The sequence below is a fragment of the Clostridium sp. CM027 genome, assembly GCF_024730565.1.
Classification (GTDB): Bacteria; Bacillota; Clostridia; order Clostridiales; family Clostridiaceae; genus Clostridium_AD; species Clostridium_AD estertheticum_B.
On the sequence record NZ_CP077725.1, the window covers coordinates 323393 to 349384 of the forward strand.

At 30.5% G+C, this 25992-nt stretch carries 27 protein-coding genes; 24 read left to right on the top strand and 3 right to left on the bottom strand.

Going from position 1 to position 25992, the window contains the following annotated elements:
• Positions 1-3 precede the first annotated feature (3 nt).
• From rsgA to KTC92_RS01590, 3 genes are read left to right on the top strand one after another with little or no spacing between them, the layout of a single operon-like run.
• Positions 4-873, top strand: coding sequence for a ribosome small subunit-dependent GTPase A (gene rsgA / locus KTC92_RS01580; RefSeq protein ID WP_165413693.1), 870 nt, complete (start codon positions 4-6; stop codon positions 871-873).
• Complete coding sequence (gene rpe, locus KTC92_RS01585; RefSeq protein WP_220285909.1) at positions 870-1520, top strand: ribulose-phosphate 3-epimerase; 651 nt, start codon at positions 870-872, stop codon at positions 1518-1520. Before rsgA ends, rpe begins: the two co-directional genes overlap by 4 nt.
• 1 nt (position 1521) lies before the next feature.
• Positions 1522-2157 carry a thiamine diphosphokinase gene (locus KTC92_RS01590; RefSeq protein WP_165413695.1) on the top strand — a complete coding sequence of 212 codons (636 nt, stop codon included), beginning with the start codon at positions 1522-1524 and terminating at the stop codon, positions 2155-2157.
• A gap of 756 nt (positions 2158-2913) precedes the next feature.
• Here KTC92_RS01590 and rpmB read toward each other — a convergent pair.
• Entirely contained in the window at positions 2914-3105 is a 192-nt protein-coding gene (gene rpmB / locus KTC92_RS01595) for a 50S ribosomal protein L28 (protein WP_165413696.1), read from the bottom strand.
• 194 nt (positions 3106-3299) lie between these two features.
• Here rpmB and KTC92_RS01600 point away from each other — a divergent pair, with 194 nt between their 5' ends.
• From KTC92_RS01600 to KTC92_RS01625, 6 genes are all read left to right on the top strand, one after another.
• Positions 3300-3650: an Asp23/Gls24 family envelope stress response protein gene (locus KTC92_RS01600; RefSeq protein WP_165413697.1), complete on the top strand. Its 351-nt coding sequence runs from the start codon at positions 3300-3302 to the stop codon at positions 3648-3650.
• A gap of 10 nt (positions 3651-3660) precedes the next feature.
• Entirely contained in the window at positions 3661-5304 is a 1644-nt protein-coding gene (locus tag KTC92_RS01605) for a DAK2 domain-containing protein (protein WP_220285908.1), read from the top strand.
• A 289-nt stretch (positions 5305-5593) separates the two neighbouring features.
• On the top strand, positions 5594-7630 hold the full coding sequence (gene recG, locus KTC92_RS01610; RefSeq protein ID WP_216302533.1) for an ATP-dependent DNA helicase RecG: 2037 nt from the start codon (positions 5594-5596) through the stop codon (positions 7628-7630).
• A 77-nt stretch (positions 7631-7707) separates the two neighbouring features.
• The gene (gene rsmD / locus KTC92_RS01615) at positions 7708-8280 is read left to right on the top strand and encodes a 16S rRNA (guanine(966)-N(2))-methyltransferase RsmD (protein ID WP_216302534.1); all 573 of its coding nucleotides are present in this window, start codon (positions 7708-7710) and stop codon (positions 8278-8280) included.
• 73 nt (positions 8281-8353) lie between these two features.
• Positions 8354-8836: a pantetheine-phosphate adenylyltransferase gene (coaD, locus tag KTC92_RS01620; RefSeq protein ID WP_165413701.1), complete on the top strand. Its 483-nt coding sequence runs from the start codon at positions 8354-8356 to the stop codon at positions 8834-8836.
• A 9-nt stretch (positions 8837-8845) separates the two neighbouring features.
• The gene (locus tag KTC92_RS01625; protein WP_165413702.1) at positions 8846-9370 is read left to right on the top strand and encodes an ATPase; all 525 of its coding nucleotides are present in this window, start codon (positions 8846-8848) and stop codon (positions 9368-9370) included.
• Here the strand turns inward: KTC92_RS01625 and ylbJ are convergent.
• A complete protein-coding gene (ylbJ, locus tag KTC92_RS01630; RefSeq protein ID WP_216302535.1) occupies positions 9353-10531 on the bottom strand; it encodes a sporulation integral membrane protein YlbJ in 1179 nt (392 codons plus the stop codon). The genes KTC92_RS01625 and ylbJ overlap by 18 nt on opposite strands.
• Positions 10532-10656: 125 nt before the next feature.
• On the bottom strand, positions 10657-11880 hold the full coding sequence (locus KTC92_RS01635; RefSeq protein ID WP_216302536.1) for a nucleotidyltransferase: 1224 nt from the start codon (positions 11878-11880) through the stop codon (positions 10657-10659).
• A gap of 301 nt (positions 11881-12181) precedes the next feature.
• Here KTC92_RS01635 and pta point away from each other — a divergent pair, with 301 nt between their 5' ends.
• From pta to KTC92_RS01710, 15 genes are all read left to right on the top strand, one after another.
• Positions 12182-13192 carry a phosphate acetyltransferase gene (gene pta / locus KTC92_RS01640; protein WP_165414025.1) on the top strand — a complete coding sequence of 337 codons (1011 nt, stop codon included), beginning with the start codon at positions 12182-12184 and terminating at the stop codon, positions 13190-13192.
• Positions 13193-13232: 40 nt separating this feature from the next.
• Entirely contained in the window at positions 13233-14426 is a 1194-nt protein-coding gene (locus KTC92_RS01645; protein WP_165414024.1) for an acetate/propionate family kinase, read from the top strand.
• Between the two features lie 212 nt (positions 14427-14638).
• Complete coding sequence (locus tag KTC92_RS01650) at positions 14639-15139, top strand: DUF177 domain-containing protein (RefSeq protein ID WP_165414023.1); 501 nt, start codon at positions 14639-14641, stop codon at positions 15137-15139.
• A 12-nt stretch (positions 15140-15151) separates the two neighbouring features.
• On the top strand, positions 15152-15337 hold the full coding sequence (rpmF, locus tag KTC92_RS01655) for a 50S ribosomal protein L32 (RefSeq protein WP_165414022.1): 186 nt from the start codon (positions 15152-15154) through the stop codon (positions 15335-15337).
• A 183-nt stretch (positions 15338-15520) separates the two neighbouring features.
• Positions 15521-16543: a phosphate acyltransferase PlsX gene (gene plsX, locus KTC92_RS01660; RefSeq protein ID WP_220285907.1), complete on the top strand. Its 1023-nt coding sequence runs from the start codon at positions 15521-15523 to the stop codon at positions 16541-16543.
• Between the two features lie 41 nt (positions 16544-16584).
• Positions 16585-16818: an acyl carrier protein gene (acpP, locus tag KTC92_RS01665; protein WP_304518712.1), complete on the top strand. Its 234-nt coding sequence runs from the start codon at positions 16585-16587 to the stop codon at positions 16816-16818.
• Between the two features lie 197 nt (positions 16819-17015).
• Positions 17016-17717 (top strand): ribonuclease III, encoded by a 702-nt coding sequence (gene rnc, locus KTC92_RS01670; RefSeq protein ID WP_369811881.1) that lies wholly within the window; start codon positions 17016-17018, stop codon positions 17715-17717.
• Positions 17710-18801: an elongator complex protein 3 gene (locus tag KTC92_RS01675; protein WP_216302540.1), complete on the top strand. Its 1092-nt coding sequence runs from the start codon at positions 17710-17712 to the stop codon at positions 18799-18801. The genes rnc and KTC92_RS01675 overlap by 8 nt, the downstream gene beginning before the upstream one ends.
• A 123-nt stretch (positions 18802-18924) precedes the next feature.
• On the top strand, positions 18925-19023 hold the full coding sequence (locus KTC92_RS01680) for a DUF4044 domain-containing protein (protein ID WP_165414017.1): 99 nt from the start codon (positions 18925-18927) through the stop codon (positions 19021-19023).
• A 17-nt stretch (positions 19024-19040) separates the two neighbouring features.
• Positions 19041-22595 carry a chromosome segregation protein SMC gene (gene smc / locus KTC92_RS01685; protein WP_220285906.1) on the top strand — a complete coding sequence of 1185 codons (3555 nt, stop codon included), beginning with the start codon at positions 19041-19043 and terminating at the stop codon, positions 22593-22595.
• 52 nt (positions 22596-22647) lie between these two features.
• On the top strand, positions 22648-23559 hold the full coding sequence (gene ftsY, locus KTC92_RS01690; protein ID WP_216302542.1) for a signal recognition particle-docking protein FtsY: 912 nt from the start codon (positions 22648-22650) through the stop codon (positions 23557-23559).
• A 110-nt stretch (positions 23560-23669) separates the two neighbouring features.
• Positions 23670-24017, top strand: a complete 348-nt coding sequence (locus KTC92_RS01695; RefSeq protein WP_216302543.1) for a putative DNA-binding protein — start codon at positions 23670-23672, stop codon at positions 24015-24017.
• 10 nt (positions 24018-24027) lie between these two features.
• Positions 24028-25377, top strand: coding sequence for a signal recognition particle protein (gene ffh / locus KTC92_RS01700; RefSeq protein WP_216302544.1), 1350 nt, complete (start codon positions 24028-24030; stop codon positions 25375-25377).
• A 44-nt stretch (positions 25378-25421) separates the two neighbouring features.
• Entirely contained in the window at positions 25422-25664 is a 243-nt protein-coding gene (gene rpsP / locus KTC92_RS01705) for a 30S ribosomal protein S16 (protein WP_165414012.1), read from the top strand.
• 34 nt (positions 25665-25698) lie between these two features.
• Positions 25699-25926, top strand: a complete 228-nt coding sequence (locus tag KTC92_RS01710; protein ID WP_165414011.1) for a KH domain-containing protein — start codon at positions 25699-25701, stop codon at positions 25924-25926.
• Positions 25927-25992 lie beyond the last annotated feature (66 nt).

Below are 25992 nucleotides of genomic sequence, written 5' to 3' on the forward strand. Positions count from 1 at the left end.
TATATGCAAGGAGTAATCATAAAAGGTGTAGGCGGGCTATATTTTGTAAAAGTTCAAGACAAAGTCATAGAATGTAAGGCAAGAGGGAAGTTCAGGTATACTGGGCTTTCCCCTGTTATTGGTGATAAAGTGGAAATAATGCTTGAGACAGATGAGAGCAAAGGTGTAATTGAAAAGATTTTTCCAAGAGAGACTGAGATGATACGTCCAGTGGTTGCTAATGTTACTCAAGCTTTTGTAGTTTTTGCCTTTAAACAACCTGACTTAAATATGGATTTGCTCAATAAATTTCTAGTGCTTTGTGAACATTACAAGTTAAAGATAGTTCTTTGTTTAAATAAGTTGGATTTAGTTGAGCAAGTTGATGAGGGCCTTATAAAAGAATTAAAAAGCGTAGGATGTGACATAGTATTTTTAAAAGCAAAAGAGGGTGATGGACTTTCTGAACTTAAGACTAGAATAAAAGATAACATTACCGTTTTTTGTGGACCGTCTGGAGTTGGAAAGTCAACTATACTTAATAGTATACTTGGAAGAGAAGCTATGAAAACTGGAGATATAAGTAAAAAATCGCAAAAGGGTAAGCATACTACAAGGCACAGTGAACTTATTGAATATGAAGAAGGATTTTTGTTAGATACTCCAGGATTTTCAGCCTTAAGTTTAGATTTCATTGAGAAAGAACAATTACAAGATTGTTTCCCGGAATTTGAAAAACATAGATGTGAATGTAGGTTTTCTAATTGCATGCATTATAAAGAACCTAACTGTAGAGTTAAGCAAGCTGTAGAAGATAATGAAATTTACAGGGATAGATATAAATTTTATATAAAGACATTAGAAGAAATTATTGCTAGGGGGAATAAAAAATGATAAAAATATCACCATCTATACTGTCAGCGGATTTTTCAAGGCTAGGGGAACATATTAAGCAGCTAGAAGCGTGCGGTGCTGATATGATTCATATTGATGTAATGGATGGTATGTTTGTACCTAATATTTCTTTCGGTATTCCAGTTATTAAGAGCATTAGAAAACTAACAAAATTACCATTTGATGTGCACCTTATGATAGAAGAACCGTCTAGATATGTAGAAGACTTTGTAAATTCGGGAGCTGACATTATAACTGTCCATTATGAAACCGATAGGCATATTGATAGAACTATTAATTACATAAAAAGTTTTGGGATTAAAGCGGGTGTTGCATTAAATCCTGCTACACCTGTAGAATGCATAAAACATTTAATGAGTAATCTTGATATGGTACTTATTATGTCAGTAAACCCTGGATTTGGTGGGCAAAAGTATATTGAATACTGCTCGGATAAAATTAAAGAAGTTAGAGATCTTGCAGATATTTATAATAAAGACATTATGATTCAAGTAGATGGTGGCATTGATGTAGGTAATATTCAAGAAGTTGTTAATAGTGGTGCTAATGTTATTGTGGCTGGGTCGGCAGTATTTAAGAATGATGAAATTGAGAAAAACATAAAAGCATTAAGATTAGGTATTTAACATGAAAGTCATAATAATCTCAGGAGGAAATCCACCATCACAACAATTACTCATGAATGAAATTACTGAGGATGCATTTTTAATTGGAGCAGATAGTGGTGCCAATTGCCTATATGACTATAATATAAATCCTCACTTACTTGTAGGAGATTTTGATTCTATTGATAAAGAGGCCTTGGATTATTTTAAAAAAAATAATTCTATAATAGATATTTATCCTACAGAAAAAGATTTTACTGATACTGAAATTGCAGTTAAAAAGGCTTTGAAAATGAAACCAAATGAAATAGTATTATTGGGGTGCACTGGAAGTAGAGTTGATCATCTGCTTGGAAATATTGGAATGCTAAAAAGTTGCTTAGAAAATGGCGTTAGTGCATGCATTAAGGATGAAAACAATAATATTAGGTTGATTGATGCCGGGACTTCATTAAGTGGCACCGTAGGCGATATATTCTCGGTACAATCTTATGGCGATGAAATAATAGGATTAACTATTAAAGGCGCAAAATATCCTTTAAATAATTACAATTTGAAAATTGGACAGAGTATAACTATTTCAAATGAGTTTGCAGGACCTCAGGTTCAGCTTAAATTTAAATCTGGAACGCTGATGATAATATTATCATCAGATTAATACTTCAATTAATAAATATTTTTATGCGCAAAAAAAGTATATATTACGTATAATGCATTGAAGCGAGCTTTAGAACTTCTTATTTTATTTTTAATTAAGATGCGTTAAGGAAAACATATGGTTGAGTAGAAATCGAGTTTATGTTTTTAACAGATTAATTAAAAATAAAATTAGTAGTTATTAGCGAAGTGAATGCATTAATAGTAATATATACTTTTTTATTTTTTATTTTTGGCAATATTATTGAAAGTAATTCATATAATAATATTGGAATACTTTGAGAGGGGATTAACTTACGAAAAGGTTTTATAAGTGTTTAGAAAAGCAGCTTGGAGTAATCATTGCATGTTTAGGCATAGGAATCATAACAGTAGTAATAGTCCCATTTTGGTGGTGGATAATTGTTGTAGGAGGAGGAATTGTTTATTATGGCTTTACTATAATGGATCATAACCATCATTGTTAGTGAGGTTCAGATAGATAGTGAAAGTTAGAAGAAATTTTACGGATTTCATGTTTGGGAGGTAAGAGAGATGAAAATTATGGCTATTAAGTTACCGAGATTTATATCTCGAATAATTAGATTTTTTTTAAAAAAATAACATAGAAAAACTCAGTTATTACAAAAAAAATCAGTTTTTAGAGGTGGGTTTAAAAAAAACAGCTTTTAAAGCTGGATTTAAATAAGCGATGTAGCTTTTAAAGCTGGATTTAAATAAAAAATGCAGCTTTAAAAGCTGCATTTTTATTTTTTAATTATATAGCACGTTGGACTTTACCTGAACGAAGACATCTAGTACATACATGTATAGATTTAGGCGTTCCGCTAACTATAGCTTTAACTTTTTGAATATTTGGAGCCCATTTTCTTTTTGATTCACGGTGTGAGTGACTATATTGGCTACCTGAAATTACACCTTTATTGCATATTTCGCATTTTCTTGACAATGAAAACACCTCCTTGACTACGAAGAAAAAAATCTTCTCAATTGAAACACGCATAATTGTAACATGAATATTACTACTCTTGCAAGTTAAATAAGAAATTATTCGTAACTAAAGCAATTATAAAATTAATTTTGTTGAATAAATTAGTATTATACTATAAAATAATCTATATAGCGGTATAAGGAGGAATTAAAATGAAAGGTAACATTGCAAGAGAGAATGGTAATATATATTATTCAGAGGAAGCGTTAGCAAACATAGTTGGTATTTCTACAACAGAGTGTTATGGAGTTGTTGGGATGGCACTCAAAGATGCCAAGGATGGATTTTGGCAATTGATTAAGAGCGACGCTTTAAATAAAGGAGTTAAAATTAATTCTAAGGAAAACCAACTATTTATTGAATTATTTATAATAGTTGAATATGGCACGAAAATATCTGTAATAGCAAATAATATAATTCAAAAAACAAGATATAATGTTGAAAATTATACAGGACTGAAAGTTGCAGCAATAACCGTAAACGTCCAAGGTGTAAGGGTCTAGGGAGGTAGCAATGGAATACTTAAAAATTAACGGACAAAATTTTCGTAATATGGTAATAAACGCATCTAATAGGTTAGAAGAAGAAAAAGAATATGTAAATTCGTTAAATGTATTTCCTGTTCCGGATGGAGATACAGGTACTAATATGTCAATGACTTTTAAAGCCGCAGTGCAAGAAATTGAAAGTATGTCAACTAAGTCTATTGCTGAGATATCTCAAAAACTAGCTAGGGGCGCGCTGATGGGCGCAAGGGGTAATTCAGGTGTTATATTATCACAAATATTTAGAGGCATTGCAAAAGGGCTAGAAGGCGTAGATGAAGCTACTTCTGAAGAATTGGCTAAAAGCATTTTAGAAGGTGCCCATTTTGCGTATAAGGCGGTTATGAGACCCACTGAAGGTACGATTTTAACTATTATTAAAGCTGCGGGTGAAAGTGCAGTTAATAGCGGAGCAACTGAAGTAGTTGCGCTCATGCAAGAAGTTTGCAAGTGTAGTGAAATTATGCTAGATAAAACTCCAGATATGCTTCCAGCATTAAAACAAGCAAAAGTAGTTGATGCAGGTGGAATGGGACTTTTAATATTGTTTAAAGGAATGCATGAAGCTCTAAGTAATAATATGGAATCTCTAATTAGCAAATCGGAAAAGAAAAGTACAAAATCACAAACAAAAACACCTGCAGCTTTAGATATGCCTGTAGACATAAAGTTTGGATACTGTACTGAATTGTTAGTTATCGCTGAAAATGTTGATGCTAATGAATTAAAGAGATATTTAGAAAAGTTTGGAGACTCAATGGTTGTGGTTTCGCAAGATGAATTTGTTAAAATCCATATACACACAAATGATCCAGGGGTAGTGCTTTCAAAAGCAGTAACACTAGGGGAACTGTCTAAGGTGAAAATTGAAAATATGAGAGAACAACATAGAAATTTATTAGGCATTGCGGATGAGAAAGTTGAAGGACCAGTGAAAGAAAACATTATTGAGAATAAAAAATATGGATTTATATCTGTTGCGCTTGGAGAAGGAATTAAGAATATTTTTGAGGATTTAGGTGTGGACGTTGTAATAGAAGGCGGCCAAACCATGAATCCAAGTACACAAGATATATTAGAGAGTATTAATAAAGTTAATGCGGAAAATGTATTTGTATTACCTAATAATAAGAATATACTTATGGCAGCGCTGCAAGCGGTCGAACTGTCAGATAAAAATGTAATTGTTATTCCGTCGAAAACTATCCCACAAGGAATAACTGCTGTAACAATGTTTAATCCAGAAGTTAGTGTAGAAGAAAATGAAAATATATTAAAAGAAGCAATAAAAAATGTTGCAACAGCTTCTGTAACATATGCAGTTAAAGACACTGAATCTGATGGTAATCTAATAAAAGAAGGAAACATTCTAGGTTTAATTGAGCAAAAAATTAAAGAAGTTGGAACAGATATTTATAAAGTTTGCGAAGATACTATAGACAGTATGGTTACAGAGGATAGTGAGCTTATTACAATTTTCTATGGTGAAGATTGTATAATAAGCGAAGTGGAAGAATTTATTTCTGCCCTAGAACACAAATATCCGAATTTAGATATTCAACATTATAATGGAAAACAACCACTTTATTATTTTATTGCGTCAGTTGAATAAAAGCCTTAGGGCTTTTTTTCTTAGGTATTTAATGTACCTTAAAGATTAGTAACGAACAAAACTAATATTAAATCATCTCCTGCGGAGCTGCAACATCTTCGCAGAAGATGCATTGACGACTTCGAAAGGAGAGTTACCCCTTTGTAAACCTCTGGAGTAGATAACAATTCTCAATTGTTATTCCCACCACTGAAGTTTGCTATCTGTTAGGGTATGCGACTCCCACTTATAGAAGTGGGAGTCTTTCCTTCTAAAATCTCGTTAAAATCTTATTTTTGGAGTGGTATAGGTGGATATTCATAGCGATATAAAATATATAAAGGGTGTTGGACCTAAAATGGCAGAAAATTTGAATAAGTGTGGAATTTTTAACGTATTAGATCTGATATTATATTTTCCACGAGATTATGAGAATGTATCTGCGAATAAAAGCATTCTGAAATGCGCGGAAAGTGAAAAACTCATTGTAGAGTGTACTGTGCTAAATATATTAAAAGATGTTAGGTTAAAAAATAATAAAACTCTTTCTACCATAGTTTTTTGCCAAGGGGATAATAGATTCAAAGGTAAATGGTTTAATCAAACCTATGCAAAAAATAGTTTTAAAATTTCAAATAAATATATTATCACAGGCAAAGTTAATAAATTCAGGGAAGAAATCACAATTATGAATCCTAAGATAGTAAAAAATACGTCTATGGCTACAAATAACATTATTGCCAAGTATCCACTTAAAAATAATGTTACAAATAATTTTTTTAATAAAATTATATCTGACGTATTATGTGATGTTGAAATAACGGAGAATTTGCCTAAATGGCTTGTGGAAAAATATGATTTTTGTTCTTTAGATAATGCTGCTCGAAATATACATAGCCCTAAAAGCTTAGAACTCCTTAATAAATCAAAGAGAAGGCTTAAATTTCAAGAATTATTCACTTATTCATTAAAAATATTAATGCTAAAAGAGTTTATAAAATATCATAATAATGGTATTCAATTTAAAATAGCACCAGAGCTTATAATCTTAAAGGAGCAACTTCCATTTCAGCTTACTAAGGCACAAAGTAAAGTTGTAAGAGAAATTCTAATAGATCAAAAGAAGGATATAGGAATGAATCGAATGGTGCAGGGAGATGTTGGAAGTGGTAAAACTATAGTGGCTATAATTACTATGTTTAATGTTGTGAAAAATGGGTATCAGGCATCTATGATGGCACCAACTGAAATCTTAGCAAAGCAACATTATGAAGAAATTCAAAATGTATTAAAAAATTTTTCACTAAAAATACAACTACTAAGCGGAAGTGTTACAGCAAAAAATAAACAATTAATTAAACAGGAGTTAAAAGATGGAACCATTGATATTATTGTTGGAACTCATGCACTTATTGAAGATGATGTAGAGTTTAAAAACTTAGGAATGATTGTTACTGATGAGCAGCATCGTTTTGGAGTATCACAAAGAAATAGATTTTCTAATAAAGGTAAAAACATTGATATTCTTGTAATGACAGCTACCCCTATTCCCCGGACACTCTCTTTATATTTATATGGTGATTTAGACGTATCTATTATAGATGAATTGCCTCCAGGCAGGCAGAAAATTGATACAAGCTATGAAAGTATGTCCTATAGTAAAAAGGTGTATGAATTTGCTTTAAACGAGATTAATATGGGGAGGCAAGTTTACATAGTTTGTCCATTAGTGGAAGAAAATGAGGAGATGAAGTTAAGTTCAGTCGAGAAGCTTTACGAAAAATTAAAAGAAGAATATTTTGACTCTATAGAAATAGGGATGATATATGGTAAAATGCCAAGTAAACAAAAAAATGAAATCATGGATAAATTTAAACTTGGAGAAATTAAAGCGCTGATTGCAACTACAGTAATTGAGGTTGGAGTAAATGTACCAAACGCTACAGTTATGATAATTGAAAACTCAGAAAGATTTGGACTTGCACAACTCCATCAACTTAGGGGACGAGTAGGAAGAGGAAAGCATAAGTCATATTGTATACTACTGGCGAATATTACAAATAATATAGTGAAAAGAAGATTAGAAATACTTATAAAAAGTAATGACGGTTTTTTTATTGCTGAAGAAGATTTAAAAAATAGAGGCGCAGGAGAATTATTTGGCATCAAGCAGCATGGTGAATCAGGGTTGATTTTATCAGATTTAATTGAAGATATAGATATTTTAAAACTTGCAAATAGTGAAGCAAAAAAGTTAATGCAAAGTAGGAATGTTGAAGACGTTAAAATAAAGGATGCAATAATAGAAAAAATCGAGCAAAGTTCTAACTACATTTGTTTTAACTAAAGAAAAAATTTCTTTGTATAAATTATATATATATGTTAAAATATTATCGAAACTGGCTTAAATGGAGGAATAAACATATGAGAATTATTTCAGGAAGTGCAAGAGGAAGAAAATTGTTGTCCCCTGTAGGGATGGGAACGAGGCCCACATTAGATAGAATAAAAGAAGCTATATTTAATATAATCCAGGATAGAACACGAAATGCTGTAGTCGTGGATATGTTTTCAGGTACTGGTAGCTTAGGTCTAGAGGCCGCAAGTAGGGGAGCTGAGAAATGTTATCTAATTGATATGGGTGATACTACATTTGATATGTTACAAAAGAATGTAGATAATTTAAAGTTTAACGATAAATGCAAGTGCTTAAAAGGTGACACATATAAATACATGCAACAATTTGCAGATGAAAAGATTGTGTTTGATTTGATTTTTATAGATCCACCATATGCTAAAGACATGATTCCACCTGCTATTGAGATTATTGCATCAAATAGCCTTTTAAGGGAAGATGGGTTGATTGTTTGTAAAATAGATTCTTCAGAAGAAATATATGAAGGAAATTCTATTATTCAGCTTTCCGATTTAAGAAAATATGGTAATACTACTGTATTGCTTTACAAATATAAGGAACTAATAGTTAAGAATTATTAGTTCCTTAAGAAAATACATGAGGGTAACAATTTATAATTGTTACCTACCTCAGAGGAAAACGTGGAGGAATAAGATGAAAAAAGCAATTTGCCCTGGAAGTTTTGATCCAATAACTAACGGACATTTGGATATTATTAAGAGGGCGTCTAGAGTTTATGATGAATTAATCGTAGGAGTGCTTGTTAACCCTGAGAAAAAATGTCTCTTCTCTGTAGATGAGAGAATAGAACAAATAAAAAATGTAGTTAAAAATTTACCCAATGTACGCGTGAAGAAGTTTAGTGGTTTACTTGTTCAACTAATGAATCAAGAGGGTGCTAGTGTCATTGTGAAGGGACTCAGAAGTGTTTTAGATTTTGAATATGAGTTTCAAATGGCATCAATGAATAACAAATTGGATCCAAGTAAGGAAACTGTGTTCATGATGACAAAGACAGAATATAGCTATATAAGTTCCTCTTCAGTTAAACAGGTTGCAATGCTTGGAGGATGTATTGAAGAATTAGTACCTGAGGAAATTATTCCAGATATTATTAGGAAAATTAATTCTAAATAGGGGGGAAATATGGATGTTATAAAACTTTTAGAATACCTTCAAGAAATTGTTGAAAGTTCTTCTAAAATACCTGTTACAGGTAAGGTGGTTGTAAATAAAAGAGAAATATTAGATATAATTGATCAAATTATGAGTCATTTGCCAGATGAGTTTAAAAAGGCTCAGTGGATTTGTGATGAAAAAGAAAGAATTCTTGTTGATTCAAAAAAACAAGCTGAAATTTTTGAAGAAGAGACCATTGATAAAATAAGAAGAAGAGTTGAAAAGCAAGACTTAGTTAAAGAAGCACAAACTCGAGCTGAAGAAATTATAGCATCAGCTCAGAGAGATGCTAAAATTATGAGGCTTGGGGCTAAAGATTATGCGGATGAAATATTATCCCAATTAGATAAAGAGATTGAATTAAAAGGTCAGAAAATGCTTCATAAGATTAAGGGCGATGTTCAAGATTTTTTAATATCTCTACAAGGAGAAGTTACGGATACCACAACTTCAATAAGAGATAATGTAAAAGAGCTAAGAAGTATGAAATAGTTTAACTATATTTATAAGTAATATCGGGATAAATAAAATGATTAATATTAAAAAATATAAATTACTAACTTTATATATACTTACATTATTAAAAGTAAAAACCGATGTAGTATGTAGAAAAATACAATATAGAATCAGCGTTAAAATTGAGGAAATTATGCCTTGAATAAACTTTCGAGCAATGTATTTTTTTATTGAGACATCATATTTATAGGTATAGCTATAAACTTGAGAAATTATAGACAAACCACTAAAAGCAATTAAAAAACTCAAAACTGGAAGTTTTACATACAGATTTGAATTACTAGAGGATATTAAATAGCATCCGTTAGTCATCTCTAACATTCCTAATAATAACCCTTCTATAAAATTCCCAGAACAGCCAATAATTAAAGAAAACTTATTAAGGGCAATGTGAAATATTACATTGTCTTTAATTAATCCTGTTATTACGGAGAATATTACAATAAAACCACCGATATTTAAGGCATTCTTCATGGCATCTTCAATACTGTTTTTCAATATCATGCCAATATTCGTGGTGGGTGGATGGTTTCTTGAAAAATTGTCACCTCTATTTTTAATTTTAAAATAAGAATCTTTTGAGGGAATAATAAATCCCATAAACATGCAAGAGAGAATATTAGAGAGTATTAACATATAACCAATTTTAGCATTTGACATCATAGAAGCGCCCACTGCGCCTATAATAAAAAGTGGGCTTGCATTAGAAGCTATATTTAGCAATCGTTCACAGGTATTTAAATCAATTATATTTTTTTCGTACAAATCGCAAGTGTATCTCGCACCAAGGGGATAACCACATAGTAAACTAACTAAAAGAGCAAAGTTACATTCTTTTGGTAGCTTTAAGGGTTTACAAATTAGATTGCCTAACAATTTAGAATAAATATGAATGCCGTCGTAGCTTATTATAATATTTATTACAACTAAAAATGGAAAAAGAGAAGGAAAAATTGAATTGAAAAACAATTTTGCACCAGAGATAGTGTACTGGATACAAATATTAGGAGCTATTATTATTTGTAGAATAAAAAGAGAACAAATTAATGTTATTGATAGATTTATCTTCAAAGCTTTAAATAGTTCAAATAATAATAATATTATGAAAATTAATAATATAATTAATAGTAATTTCAATGTTAGACCCCTTTTTAAGTATTACTGTATTAAATATATTTAAATTTTCATAAATTTATGTGTTGGAAACACTAATTTTAAATATAATAAATGCTACTATCTATTTATGATAGCAGCATTTATTTTTACTTTATAATTATAGGCGATATCAAATAATCGCTATTATGACTTATACTACTATTTATAATGCTATAAGCCCTTGTAGACTGAGTATCTAGTTGCATGGTGTCATTGCACTTTTTAGGAATTTTAGTATAAAGCGGAATGCTACTGTTTGATTTTATAGATTTTAGAATTGACTTTCCATTTGAGTTAAATCCTAAAATTCGAGCATAAGGGCAAGGCATTGATCTTAATTTTTTAGTATCAAAGCTATCAAATCCTATAAAATATTGACATAATATTCTACTAATGCGAGTGTAAGTGTAGCGTTTGCTTTTTATATTGGCCAGTGCACTAGAGTAACTTAAACTATTTTGTAAGGAGCTAATAATCCTATTATCAAGACCCTCAGATACGTCTGGTAAATTTACTAAAGAATTTTTTGATGTAGCAGATTTATGTTTAATATACGGGAACATGGAATCTTCAAATGTAAATTCATAATTTTTCGAGTATAAGTTTTGAAGTTCAGTTAATACTGAACTTGGGATATGACCTGCAAGTTTTATTAAAGAACCATTTTCTTTCAAAAATTTTCTTATAGCTGTCGCGCTTGAAAATTCATTATGTAAAAGATCACTGTTATAAGATGCACCTTCTCTTTTTAATGTGTAAGGTGTAATAGAACTTTTTAACTTGATTAAGCTTTTGCAATACTCTATACCTAGTATATTATTAGGTGAATTTAAACAGTTATCTAATAATAAGTCTGATATGTCCAATTTTGAATTCATCAAATAATCATAAAGTGCATTAGATCTTGCTAAAGGGTAAGTGATACCTTTTGATAAATAAGTTTTTAACAGTGATTTAAATTCAATAGGTTCTTGAAGTAATATATTGGAAATATTATATAAATCATTAATATTTCCATGTTCACTACCAAAGCAAATATTATCCACTACTCCTAGGCTGTTTAGAAGACTTACAGCGCCAAAGGAAAAAAAATCTGCTGATGATACGCTGTAGATAGTTGGTAGCTCTATTACTAAATCTACTCCGTTATTTAATGCCATTTTAGTTTTTGTCCATTTGTCTATACTTGATGGAATACCACGTTGAGTAAAATTCCCACTCATAACACAAATTAAGGCATCACAGTTTGTGAGCTCCTTGGTTTTATTAATATGATATACGTGACCGTTATGTAATGGATTATATTCAACAATTATACCTGAAATATTCATTAAATCACCTCATGAAAGCTCATATAAATATAAGCTAATAATTTATGTCTAAAGAGAAACCACTAAAAATAATGCAATAATTATATTCTGAAATGTCGTTAAAACTTATACATATTATATAATATAAAATGAATTAATTAAAGTACATATATTTCAAAAAAGACAAAAAGGATGAAAATTAAGAATATTTAAAATATAATATATGTAAATGATTTTGTAGTTTTATGTTGAAATGTATAGGGCAAAGGGTGTATATTATTATTGTATATTAAGTTGATAATAAACGAGAGGGGCAATAAGAATGGCATTTATAGCTAGAATGTGTAAATTGGCACAGGCAGATAAAAAAAGAATAGTACTTCCAGAGGGAGAAGAAGAGAGGACTATAAAAGCTAGTGAAATCATCAAAAATAATTCACTAGCCGAGGTAATATTAATAGGAGATAAAAGTGTAATACAAGCAAAAGCAGCTAAGTTATCAGTTAGCATTGAAGGTATAGAAATTGTAGACCCAAAAACTTCTGAAAGAACTGATTTTTATGCAAAGGAATTTTATGAGATAAGAAAAAATAAAGGAATGACTCTAGAAAAAGCGTCTGAAACAATGCAAGATTGTGTGTATTTTGGAACTATGATGCTTAAGATGGGAGAAGCTGATGGAATGGTTTCCGGAGCTGTACATTATACAGGAGATTTACTTAGGCCTGGAATGCAAATTATTAAAACTGCACCAGGAATTAAGATTATTTCAAGTTTCTTTATAATGGAATTGCCTCACGATGAATATGGAGAAGATGGACTGCTTTTATTTGCAGATTCCGCTGTTAATATAAACCCTAATGCGGAGGACCTAGCAGCTATAGCTATTAGCACTGCAGATAATGCAAGATTGTTATGCGATTTTGAACCTAAGGTTGCAATGTTGTCTTTTTCAACTAGAGGAAGTGCAAAGCATGAATTAGTTGATAAAGTAGTAAATGCTACTGAAATTGCAAAGAAGGCTAGACCTGATTTACAAATTGACGGAGAACTTCAGTTAGATGCAGCGATTGTTGCTAGTGTAGCAAAACAAAAAGCACCAAATAGTACTGTAGCTGGAAACGCAAACGTTTTAATATTTCCAGACATACAATCTGGAAATATTGGATATAAATTAGTGCAAAGATTTGCTAAAGCAAAAGCTATCGGACCGGTTTGTCAAGGATTTGCAAAGCCTATAAATGATTTATCAAGAGGATGCAGTGTGGATGACATAGTTAATGTTGTTGCAGTTACTGCGGTTCAAGCTCAAATTCAAAATAAACTTATATAAAACATATAATTTAAATATATATTATTAGGAGGAAAATTTAATGAAAGTATTAGTCATAAACTGTGGAAGTTCATCACTTAAGTATCAATTAATAAACATGGAAAATGAAGAATGTTTAGCACTCGGATTAATAGAAAGAATAGGAATGGAAGGTTCAAAATTAACGCAAAAGGTTAATGGGGAAAAATATATTATTGAAGAGACTATGAAAGATCATACAGATGCTATTAGATTAGTAATTGGCGCACTTGTAGATTGTGATCATGGTGTTATTAAAGATTTATCAGAAATAGATGCAGTGGGACATAGAATTGTTCATGGTGGAGAAAAATATGCAGAATCAGTTATAATTAATGATGAAGTGATGAAGAACTTAGAAGAATGTGCAAAACTTGCACCACTTCATAATCCAGCTAATATAATCGGGATTAATGCTTGTAAAGCATTAATGTCTAGTACGCCTATGGTAGCTACATTTGATACCGCGTTTCATCAGACAATGCCAGAAGTTGCATACATATACCCACTTCCGTATGACCTTTATACTAAACATGGTATTAGAAAATATGGATTCCACGGAACATCTCACAAATATGTTTCAGATAAAGCTGCAAAAATGATGGGTAAAGACATAAAAGATCTAAAATTAATTACTTGTCACTTAGGAAATGGAGCAAGTATTTCTGCAGTGCAAAATGGTAAATCAGTAGAAACAAGTATGGGATTTACTCCACTTGAAGGAATAGCTATGGGAACTAGATGCGGAAATATAGACCCAGCTATAATAATATATATAATGCAAGAATTAAAATTAACAATTGATGAAGCTAATGATTTAATGAATAAAAAATCAGGCGTTTTAGGAATATCAGGGGTAAGCAGTGACTTTAGAGATATAGAAGATGCTGCATGGAAAGATGGAAATCATAGAGCACAGTTAGCGCTTGATATATTTGTCTATAAAGTTAAGAAATTTATAGGATCTTATGCTGCAGTAATGGGCGGAGTAGATGCAATTATATTCACTGCCGGACTTGGTGAAAACTCTCCAGAAACAAGAGAAGATATATGCAAGGGACTAGAGTTCTTGGGAGCAGTCTTAGATAAGGCAAAGAATAAGATTCGCGGAAAAGAGGCAGAAATAAGTACAGAAGATTCTAAAACTAAAATACTTGTTATACCAACAAATGAAGAATTAGTAATAGCAAGAGACACGAAGGCTTTAATAAAATAAAATTATTGCTAATGTCTATAATAAATAATTCTTGACTTTTTACTGTATTGTTTATATAATTAACTGTGTTTGATGTAAGTAAAAAACTATTTAGTTAGGAGGGACGCGGAAGCTTTGCTCGAGCTGTATATTTTTTTATACAAGGTATAAAGATTTTCTTTATATGAGAAGAACTAGAACTAAATAGTATTTAGTTTTTCAGAGTGGATAATATGGTAATAGACGTTTCAGAATTATTTAGTAATAAAAACAAAAGAAAAGAACTTCATTTAGATTTGGAAAAAGATAAGTTTTTCTATGATAATGAATTTGTACAATTTTCTAAACCAGTTAAAACGCATTTAATTTTAAAATCTATCGATGATGAAATAGATTTAACTGGAAGTATGGAGACAGAACTATTACTTGCTTGTTCTAGGTGTCTTGAGACTTTTTCTTATTCAATACATATTGAATTAAATGAAAGATTGTCAAAAACTCTAAAGAGTGAAGATGAGGATATTATTTTTATTGAAAATGATAGATTAGATTTAAATGAAATTATGGAAAATAATATCATTTCTATGCTGCCTATAAAAAAACTTTGTAATAAAGATTGCAAAGGGTTATGCCATCATTGTGGAATCAATCTAAATCATAGTGCATGTAAATGTGCAATTGACGATGTTGATCCAAGGTTGGCAAAACTAAAAGAACTGTTTTTAACTGATTAAGGAGGTGTTACAATGGGAAATCCTGCTAGAAAATTTTCTAAAGGTAGAAGAGATTCTCGAAGAGCGCAAACATTTAAACTTGGTTTACCAGGAATAGTTGAGTGTCCTCAGTGCCACGATATGAAACTTTCGCACAGAGTATGTAAAAACTGTGGATATTACAAAAATAGAGAAGTTGTTTCAATGGAGCAAAAATAAAAAGGAAAGTCGAAAGACTTTCTTTTTATTTTTTAAATACAATTATATTTGTATTCTGGTATTATTAATACTAGAATTATTTGCGCACTATGGTATATAATATAAACAAACAAATAAATATAAATAAATATTTATTTGTATTTATTTGTTTGTTATAATGCACATTTAAAGTGAGGGTTTAAAATGGTAGTTGTTGTAGATGGAATGGGTGGAGATTTTTCTCCAAATGCTGTGGTTGAAGGTTGCATCGCAGCTATAAAAGAATATGATATAGATATAGTAATAACTGGTCCTGAACAATTAATTCGCGAAGAACTAAAGAAGTATACTTATGATTGTAACAAAATAAAAATTGTTGATGCTATAGAAGTTATTAGTACAAATGAACATCCTGTAATGGCGGTTAAACGCAAAAAGAATTCAAGCCTCGTAAAAGCATTGAATCTTGTGAAAAATGGAGAGGCAGATGCTATTATTTCAGCTGGAAGTACAGGTGCTTTTTTAGCTGGATGTACACTTATAGTAGGAAGAATAAAAGGTATAGATAGACCGGCTCTAGCACCAATAGTGCCAGGTAAAAAAGGCCCCTTTATGATAATTGACTGTGGAGCAAATGCAGAATGTAAACCTCATTATTTAGTGCAATTTGGACTTATGGGGAAAACATATTTTGAAAACATTTTAAAAATAGCTAATCCATCAGTAGGTCTTGTGAATATAGGAACTGAAGAAGAAAAGGGTAATGAACTTTCAAAATCAGCTCATAAACTATTAAAAGAAGCAGATTTAAATTTTGTAGGCAATGTGGAAGCTAGAGAAATTCCAACTGGAGACGTCAATGTTATAGTTTGTGATGGGTTTACAGGAAATGTAATTTTAAAGCTATATGAAGGTGTTGTTGCTAGTGTATTTGATTTATTAAAAACAAGAATAATGGGATCCTTCAGAACTAAATTTGGAGGAATGCTATTAAAACCAATTTTTAAAAGCTTTAAAAAGGATTTCGACTATAAAGAATATGGCGGAGCTGCATTTCTCGGAGTAAATGGGATTTGCATAAAAGCTCATGGTAGTTCAGATTCTAAAGCTTTTAAAAATGCAATTAGACAAGCTACAATATTTTATGAAAATAATGTTGTAGATAAATTAAAATTAGAAATTGAAAAATTATCTCAGCAGGAAAAGAACATAAATGAGAACTTGTAATAATTGTTAGGTATAATATAGAAAGGTAAGGAGGTGAGTATATTATGTTTGAAAAAATTAGAGCGTGTATAGCATCGCAATTAAGCATAGATGAAGAAGAAATAAAAATGGAATCATCTTTTATGAATAATTTAGGCGCTGATTCTCTTGATATCGTAGAATTAATTATGGCACTCGAAGAAGAGTACGATATAGAAATTCCGGATGAAGATGTTGAGAAAATTGCGACTGTTGGCGATATAGTGGAATATATTAAAATTCACTCAGAAGAGTAACATGAGGTCCCGCAGTATTGCGGGCCTTTAGCTTTTTCAAACTTATTTTTGAATTTACTATAAAAGTTATCTTTCTAAGATAACCAGTAAATGTATTGTTTTATTTGTCAGGCTAAGTAAATTGAATAATAAACTTGAAGAATCTTGCGAATGAAGAAAACATTATTTAAATAAACTTCCGAAAAGGAGGAATGATTATGAAGTACGATATAAAATTACAGGAACTTGAGAAGGAACTGAAATTGAATTTTAGTGATAAAGAGTTATTGAAAACAGCAATAACCCACAGTTCCTATGCAAATCAGAAAAAGAAGGTTGAATTTAATGAAAGGCTTGAGTTCTTGGGCGATTCTGTATTACAACTTGTAATATCCGAATACTTATACAGTCGCTTTACGGAAAAACCTGAAGGATACTTAACTAAAATTAGGTCCCTAATTGTTTGCGAAAATTCGCTGTGCGATATTGCAAACGTATGGGAACTTGGAAAGTACATGAACATGAGCAAAGGTGAAGAAATTACTGGTGGTAGAAATAGAGTTTCAATATTGGCTGATTGTGTTGAAGCAATAATTGCTGCTGTATATTTGGATAAAGGAATAGAATATTCTAATTCATTTATACTTAACAACTTTAAAGAAATCATTGAGAAAGCAATTAGCAACGAGATAGTTTTGGATTATAAGACTAAGCTTCAGGAAATATTTCAGCAGAATGGGGAAGTAAATATTTGCTATGAACTTGTGAAATTTGAAGGGCCACCACACAAGAGAAAATTTTTTGTAAGCCTATTAATAAATGATTGTGTAAAAGGCTCAGGGCAAGGTTATAGTAAAAAAGAAGCAGAGCAAAATGCAGCAAAACAGGTTATGATGAATCAGGAGGATGTACATGAGTAATTTGCATTACATTATTCCTATTTTCGTTCCACATGAGGGTTGCCCACATGATTGTGTATTTTGTAATCAAAATAGCATAACAGGAACATCAACAAAAGTTGATGCAATGTATGTGGAGCAAACGGTAAATGAATATTTGAAAACAATAAATAATGATGATGCTATTATTGAGGTATCATTTTTTGGAGGAACTTTCACAGCTATAAAAATGGAAAAGCAAATAGAACTTTTAACTGTTGCTAAGAAATTAAAAGATGATAATAAAATAAAATTCATTAGATTATCTACAAGGCCAGATTATATTAATGATAAAATATTGAGCAATCTAAAAAAATACTCTGTAGATATTATAGAACTCGGAGTACAATCCCTTGATGAAGAAGTGTTATTAAAGTCTGGAAGAGGTCACACTGCAAGTGATGTAGTGAATGCTTCAAAACTTATAAAGCAGTATGGTTTTGTTTTAGGACACCAAATAATGATAGGCCTTCCAGGAGATAATATAAATAAAGATATAGAGACAGCCAAAAGAGCGATTGATCTTAAGCCAGATATTTGTCGGATATATCCGGCACTTGTGATTAAAGATACACCTATGGAGAGCATGTATATAAAGCAAGAATTCAAACCTTATTCATTAAGTGAAGCAGTAAACATAAGTAAGATTATTTACATTATGATGGTAGCAAACCAAATAAATGTGATCAGGATAGGATTACAGCCAACTGTTGAAATCTCAGAAGGCAATGATTTAGTTGCAGGACCATTTCATCCTGCATTTAGAGAATTAGTTGAAGGCAGTATATATAATGATTTATTATATGATGTTATAGTGAATAATTTTAAAAGTGACACGGGCGTTAATAAAGTTTTAGTGAAAATAAATCCAAAAGACATTTCAAAACTTTACGCTAATGGCAAAAGTTTTTTTTATGGCATAAAAAAACAAATAAAAACAGTTTCAATAGAAATATCCCAAGATATTACCATTAGCCGTGGAAGTATTAGTATATCTAAAGAAGAAAAATGCATTATTATGACCATACATGAGTATGTGTCCTCAAAGTATAAAGAAGGATTTTAATTTGGTGTATAGAATATAGTGTCTATCCTTGCACGTTAAATAAAGTATATATTACGTTAAATTATTTGTAGTAATATATACTTTATTTATATTAAAGAAAAAAATAAAAATATGAGGTGAATTATGAAAAAGAAAACAAGAGATAAATATACAAAGGTATTTATTTATAGTATAGTTGTAATTTTTATTATAGGATTTATATCGCCAATGCTATTTAGGTAAAATAGGAGAGTGTTTTAATGTTCTTAAAATCTATTGAAATAAGAGGATTTAAATCCTTTGCAGATAAAACAGAGTTAACATTCACGAAGGGAATTACGGCAGTAGTTGGGCCAAATGGAAGTGGTAAAAGCAATATATCTGATGCTGTTAGGTGGGTCCTCGGAGAACAAAGTGCACGAAACTTAAGAGGAGATAAAATGGAGGATATTATATTCGCTGGCACACAGTTTAGGAAACCGGTTGGCCTGGCGCAAGTTTCCTTGATTTTGGATAATAGCGATTCTGGACTGGACATTGATTATTCTAATGTTACAATCTCGAGAAGATTATATCGTTCAGGAGAAAGCGAATATTTAATAAACAATACATCTTGTAGATTAAAAGATGTTCAACAGCTTTTTATGGATACTGGTATAGGAAAAGAAGGATACTCAATTATTGGTCAAGGTAAAATTGATGCTATTTTAAGTGGTAAAACTGAGGAAAGACGAAAATTGTTTGAAGAGGCTGCAGGAATTGTTAAGTTTAAAACAAGAAAAGAAGAAGCAGAAAAGAGATTAGATAGTACAGATCAAAATTTGATTAGAATAGAAGATATTTTAAGCACTTATGAAGAAAGACTAGAACCATTAATGAATGAAAGCGAAAAGGCAAAGAAATTTTTAAAACTTTTTGAAGAATTAAAAAGCAAAGAGGTTAGCATAATTATTGACTCCATTAATAAGGTTGAAGAAAAAATTAAAAGATTACACGATGAAGGTACTGAATTAGATGGCGAAGTAATACAAAGCACAAAGGGAAAAACCCAATTTAAGAAAGATGTTGAATACTGGAACAGTGAATTTGAAACATTTGAAAATAAAAACCGAGAAGAAAAACAAATATATTACAACAATAAGTTGATTTACCAAAATAATGTCTCTGAAATAAAGATACTAAATGAAAGAATAGATAATTTAGCAAAAGCAATTGATAAAACATCAAATGAGAGCGATATTATTCGTAAAAATTTATTGAAATTTAAACGCAATAAGGATGTATCAGAAGATTCTTTGAATATTATAAAAAATACTCAAATGGAAATAGTAGAAAAAATTCAATATGAAGAAATAAAAATTAAGGGTATTGAGGGAAATATAGCGATTGAAAGTGATGAAGCTAAAACTCTTAAGGAAAAAGAGCAAAGCAGCATTGATAAAACTATTGAATTTACCAATAATCTATTAATTTTAAAAAATAACATGGATATCTCTAAAAAAAGAATTGATACTTTGAAAAATAACATTGAAAATTTCGACAATTCAATAAAAATCAATGCGAATACAAAAACAGTATTTGAAAGTCAAATGGAAGAATTTAAAGATAAAATAGTTCGCTATGAAAGTAAGGTTAGGGATAATAAAAAAGAAAGTGATAAATTACAAAACATTCTAACGTTTAATGAAAGAACTATGAAAAATTGTAATTTTAAAATTAATAAAACAGAAGCTAATTTTAATGTACTTACAACTTTGGAAAAAAAGCATGAAGGTTATAATAAATCGGTAAAAAATTTAATGCAACACGTGAATGAAGGTAAAGTAGGAAATATTCGTGAGTGTTTTGTACTTGGAGAAATTATAAAGGTGGAAAAAAATTTAGAAGTAGCTATAGAAATTGCCTTGGGGGGATCTATATCACATATAATAACTAAAGATGAAACCGTGGCAAAATTATTAATAGATTTTTTGAAGGTAAACAATCTCGGAAGAGCAACATTTTTACCTTTAAACATTATTAAGGGTAAAAGACTTACAATTGATAATGAAACTAAAAACAATCCTGGATTTGTTGGAATGGCAAATGAATTAATAAGTTATGATGAGAAATTTAGTGAAGTTATTGCATTTATTTTAGGTAGGACAATTATATGTAAAGATATGAATTCGGCCCTCCAAATATCTAAAAAAAATAATTTTAGATATAAAATCGTTACATTATCAGGAGAAATTATAAACGTTGGCGGTTCGTTAACTGGTGGAAGCGTATATTCAAAGACTTCAAGCATAATTGGTAGAAAAAGAGAAATAAAAGAGTTGGCTAAGGATTTAGATGTGTTAAAAGATGAATCAATTATTTACTTGGAAAAAATAAAACAAAGCAAATCTGAAATTTTAGGGTTAAACGAAGAAAACTTAAATTTAAAGGATAAGGTTCACTTTGAAAATATTGAAGTAACGAAGGTGGAAGCTAAAGTAAGCTCAATAATTAATGAAACAAACAGATTAAAAAACAATATAATGGCTCTAAACACTGAAAAGTCATTAGAAGAGGGTAAACTTGAAAAGGGAAATAAAGAAATTGATGAAAAAAATGAATCTGTTGCTAAATTTATTCATGCGAAAGATGAAATACAACAAAGTCTTAACAAGGTTGATTTTAAATTAAAAGATAAATTGCAAGAAATTGAAAATATAAAAGAATCAATTATTGATGCTAAGATAAAAAAAGCTCAAATTGATGAAACAATACATAATAAGCGATCTGAAATTCAAAGATTAAATGATGAAATATCGGTATATAATGAAAAAATAATTGTATTTTCTAGAGAAATAGAAGAATCCATGAAAAATAAAAACAAAAATTTATTTTCAATTCAAAGTGCCGAAGTAAAAGTAAAAGAAATAATGAGTATACTAGAAAAAACGGAAAAAAAATTTGAAGACAATGAAATTAAAAGAATTAAAATTAAAGAGCATATAAAAATAAGTGTGGAGCATTTAGAAAATGTTTCGCAAGTGCTAGAAAAAACCGAAAAAGAAATGCACAAATGTGAATTAGCCCTTGCGAAAGTTAAAATGGAAAAGGATACTTACTATCAGAAACTGAACGATGACTTTGAATTAACATATGCGGAAGCATTGCAATTTAAAAATGAAATTGAAGACATTGATAAGCTTAAAAAGGAAATAATAGCACTAAAAGCGGCAATATCAATGCTTGGTAAAATTAATGTTAGTGCGATTGAAGAATATAAAGAAGTTAAAGATAAATTCACTTTTATGAATGGTCAAAAAGAAGATTTGGTTTTAGCGAAAAACGAATTATTAACTGTAATAGGTGAAATGACTGAAAAAATGAAACAAATATTTGCAGAAAATTTTATTATATTAAGACAAAATTTTAATGAAACCTTCACGGAATTATTTAAGGGTGGAAGTGCAGATTTAATACTTACAGAAGGCGACGAACTTACTGCCAAAATTGATATTAATGTTCAACCACCAGGGAAAAAACTTCAAAACATAAGTTTAATGTCTGGTGGAGAAAAAGTTTTATCCGCAATAGCATTATTATTTGCAATATTAAAGATGAAGCCAACACCTTTTTGCATTTTAGATGAAATTGAAGCAGCACTTGATGATGCGAATGTAGTTAGGTATGCTGAATTTTTAAAGAGATTTTCGGATAATGTTCAGTTTATTATAATAACTCACAGGAAGGGAACTATGGAAGCTGGAGATGTATTATATGGGGTTACCATGGAGGAAAAGGGAGTGTCAAAAATAGTATCTGTGCATTTGAATAAGTAAAATTATTTATAATAATTACTTTGTTACAAAAAATAAACAAGGAGGAGTAGAAATGTTTGGAAATTTTTTTGGAAAATTAAAAGACGGACTAGCAAAAACAAGAAATAGCATCACAGAAAAAGTCAGTGAAGTACTAAACTTAGCCATTACAATTGACGATGAATTATATGAGGAACTAGAAGAAATATTAATCACATCAGATATAGGGGTAGAGACTTCTATTCATGTCATTGAAAAGCTTAAAAAAAAGGTGAAGGAAGACAAAATAAAAGAACCAGAAGAAATCTGGCCATGTTTAAAAGAAGTTTTGATTGACATATTAGGTGAAAATGAAAACCCAATACAACATGCAAATCTACCGGAGGTACTTTTGATAATTGGGGTTAATGGTGTTGGTAAAACCACTTCCATTGGTAAAATCGCTGCATCGCTAAAAGACAAGAAATATAAAGTTCTCATTGCTGCAGCGGATACGTTCAGAGCGGCAGCAATTGATCAGTTAGAGATTTGGAGCAGTAGAGCAGGCGTGGAATTAATAAAACATCAAGAGGGGTCTGATCCTGCGGCTGTGGTTTTTGATGCTGTTCAAGCAGCCAAAGCAAGGAAAGTTGATGTTCTAATTTGTGATACGGCAGGTAGGCTACATAATAAAAAGAATCTTATGGATGAATTAGCAAAAATAAATAGGGTGATTAAGCGAGAGTATAGTGAGGCCCATATGGAAACTTTATTAGTAATTGATGGTACAACAGGACAAAATGGAGTTGAGCAAGCTAAACAATTTATGAAGATATGTCCTATAGATGGTATAATACTAACTAAATTAGATGGCACGGCTAAAGGTGGCGTTGTAATATCAATAAAAAATCAACTTGATATACCGGTTAAATATATAGGCGTTGGTGAAGGTGTAGATGATTTACAAGAGTTTAATTCAAAGGATTTCGTAGAGGCTTTATTTTAAAATGTAGATCTAAGACACTGGTTCATATAAAAATATTGACCTGTTAAGTAAAACTACTTGACACTGCATTTAAAATCTGATAATATATGACTTGTGAGCAAGGTGATGAAATGGAAAAAAGATTTGAAATTTCTTTATTATTAGATTTTTATGGTGAATTGCTTACTGAAAAGCAGAGAAACATAATGGATATGTATTTTAATAATGACCTCTCTTTATCAGAAATAGCAGAGATAAATAATACTAGCAGGCAAGCTATTCATGATACCATTAAAAGATCTGATAATGTGCTTTTAGTATATGAAGAAAAATTAAAGTTATTAAATAAAAATCATGAACTAAAAGAAACTTTAAAAGACATTATATCAAAATTAGATAACTTACAAGTTAATATAAAAGATGAAAATATAAATAAGATTATATGTGATATAAAAACCCAGATTATTGAAAACATTTAGGAGGTTTATTATGGCTTTTGAAGGGTTATCTTCTAAGTTACAGGATACCATAAAAAAATTAAAAGGTAAGGGTAAGCTTTCCGAAAAAGATATTAAAAATGCTATGAGAGAAGTAAAATTAGCATTGCTTGAAGCAGATGTTAACTATAAAGTGGTTAAAGATTTTGTGAAAAATGTTAGCGAAAAGTGTTTAGGTAATGGAGTATTAGAAAGCTTAACACCAGGGCAACAGGTCATCAAAATTGTTAATGATGAGTTAACTGATTTAATGGGTAATTCAGAAAGTAAGTTAGAGTTTTCTATAAATGGGATAACAGTTATAATGCTTGTTGGTCTTCAAGGTGCCGGTAAAACCACAATGGGTGGGAAACTTGCCCTTTCACTGAAACGAAAAAACAAAAAACCACTATTGGTTGCTTGTGATGTATATAGGCCAGCTGCAATTAAACAATTACAGGTAGTAGGAAAACAAATTGATGTTCCGGTTTTTACCATGGGAGAGAATGTGAGCCCTGTAGATATAGCAAAAGCATCATTAGACTTTGCTAAAGATAATGGTAATAATGTAGTTATAATAGATACAGCAGGAAGACTTCATATAGATGAAACTTTAATGGAGGAACTTCAAAATATAAAATCAAGTGTTAAGCCAAGCGAAATAATGCTTGTTGTAGATTCTATGACTGGTCAGGATGCAGTTAATGTAGCAGATAGTTTTAATTCGCAGCTGGATATAACTGGAATAATTTTGACTAAGTTAGATGGTGATACAAGAGGTGGTGCAGCTTTATCAATTAAAGCAATAACTGGTAAATCTATAAAATTCGTTGGTGTTGGCGAAAAAATGAATGATTTGGAAGTTTTCTATCCAGATAGAATGGCATCAAGAATACTTGGTATGGGGGATGTGCTTTCATTAATAGAAAAAGCTCAGGAAGCTATAAATGAAGATGAAGCAAAAGAACTTGGAAGCAGAATGCTATCTCAAGAATTCAATCTAAATGATTTTTTAGCAATGATGCAACAGATGAAAAAGCTTGGACCATTGAATAAATTGGTTGAAATGATGCCAGGTGTAAATAAAAAAGAATTACAGGGTGTAGATTTGTCTCAAAGCGAAAAAGAAATGGGAAAAGTTGAAGCTATCATAAAATCAATGACTATATCAGAAAGAACGCATCCTAGTTTAATTAGTGGTTCTTCTTCTAGAAAAAAGAGAATTGCTAATGGGTCAGGCACATTGGTACAGCAAGTAAATAAGCTGTTAAAAGATTTTGAAATGGCAAAGAAATTTATGAAGCAAGCAAAAGGATTCCAAAAACCTGGTAAAAAAGGTCTGTTTGGTAAAATGCCTTTTTAATAAAACTACTTGAGCAATGATTAAATTTAAGGAGGTGATTATACATGGCAGTTAAAATAAGATTAAAAAGAATGGGTGCTAAACATGCTCCATTTTATAGAGTAGTAGTTGCAGATTCAAGAGCTCCTAGAGATGGAAGATTTATAGAAGAAATAGGATACTATAACCCAACAACAGAGCCAACTACTATTAAAATTGATGTTGAAAAAGCAACTAAGTGGATGAAAAATGGTGCACAACCATCTGATACAGTTAAAAGGTTACTTAGCAAAATAGCAGTCAACTAGAAAAGTTTGTAAGTAATGAATGGAGGAGTTTTCCATGAAACAGTTACTTGAAGTATTGGCAAAGTATTTAGTTGATAAACCAGAAATGGTAGTAGTAAACGAAGTAGCACATGAGCATGCAGTACTTCTTGAATTATCTGTAGCTCATGAGGATATGGGAAAAGTTATAGGTAAACAAGGTAGAATAGCTAAAGCTATTAGAACGGTTGTTAAGGCAGCTGCTGTTAAAGAAAATAAAAAAGTAGTTGTTGAAATAAAGTAAGAGTTAGGTTCTGCCTAACTCTTATTTTAATTAAATTTTGAGTTTTAGTTATTTATATAAGTGATT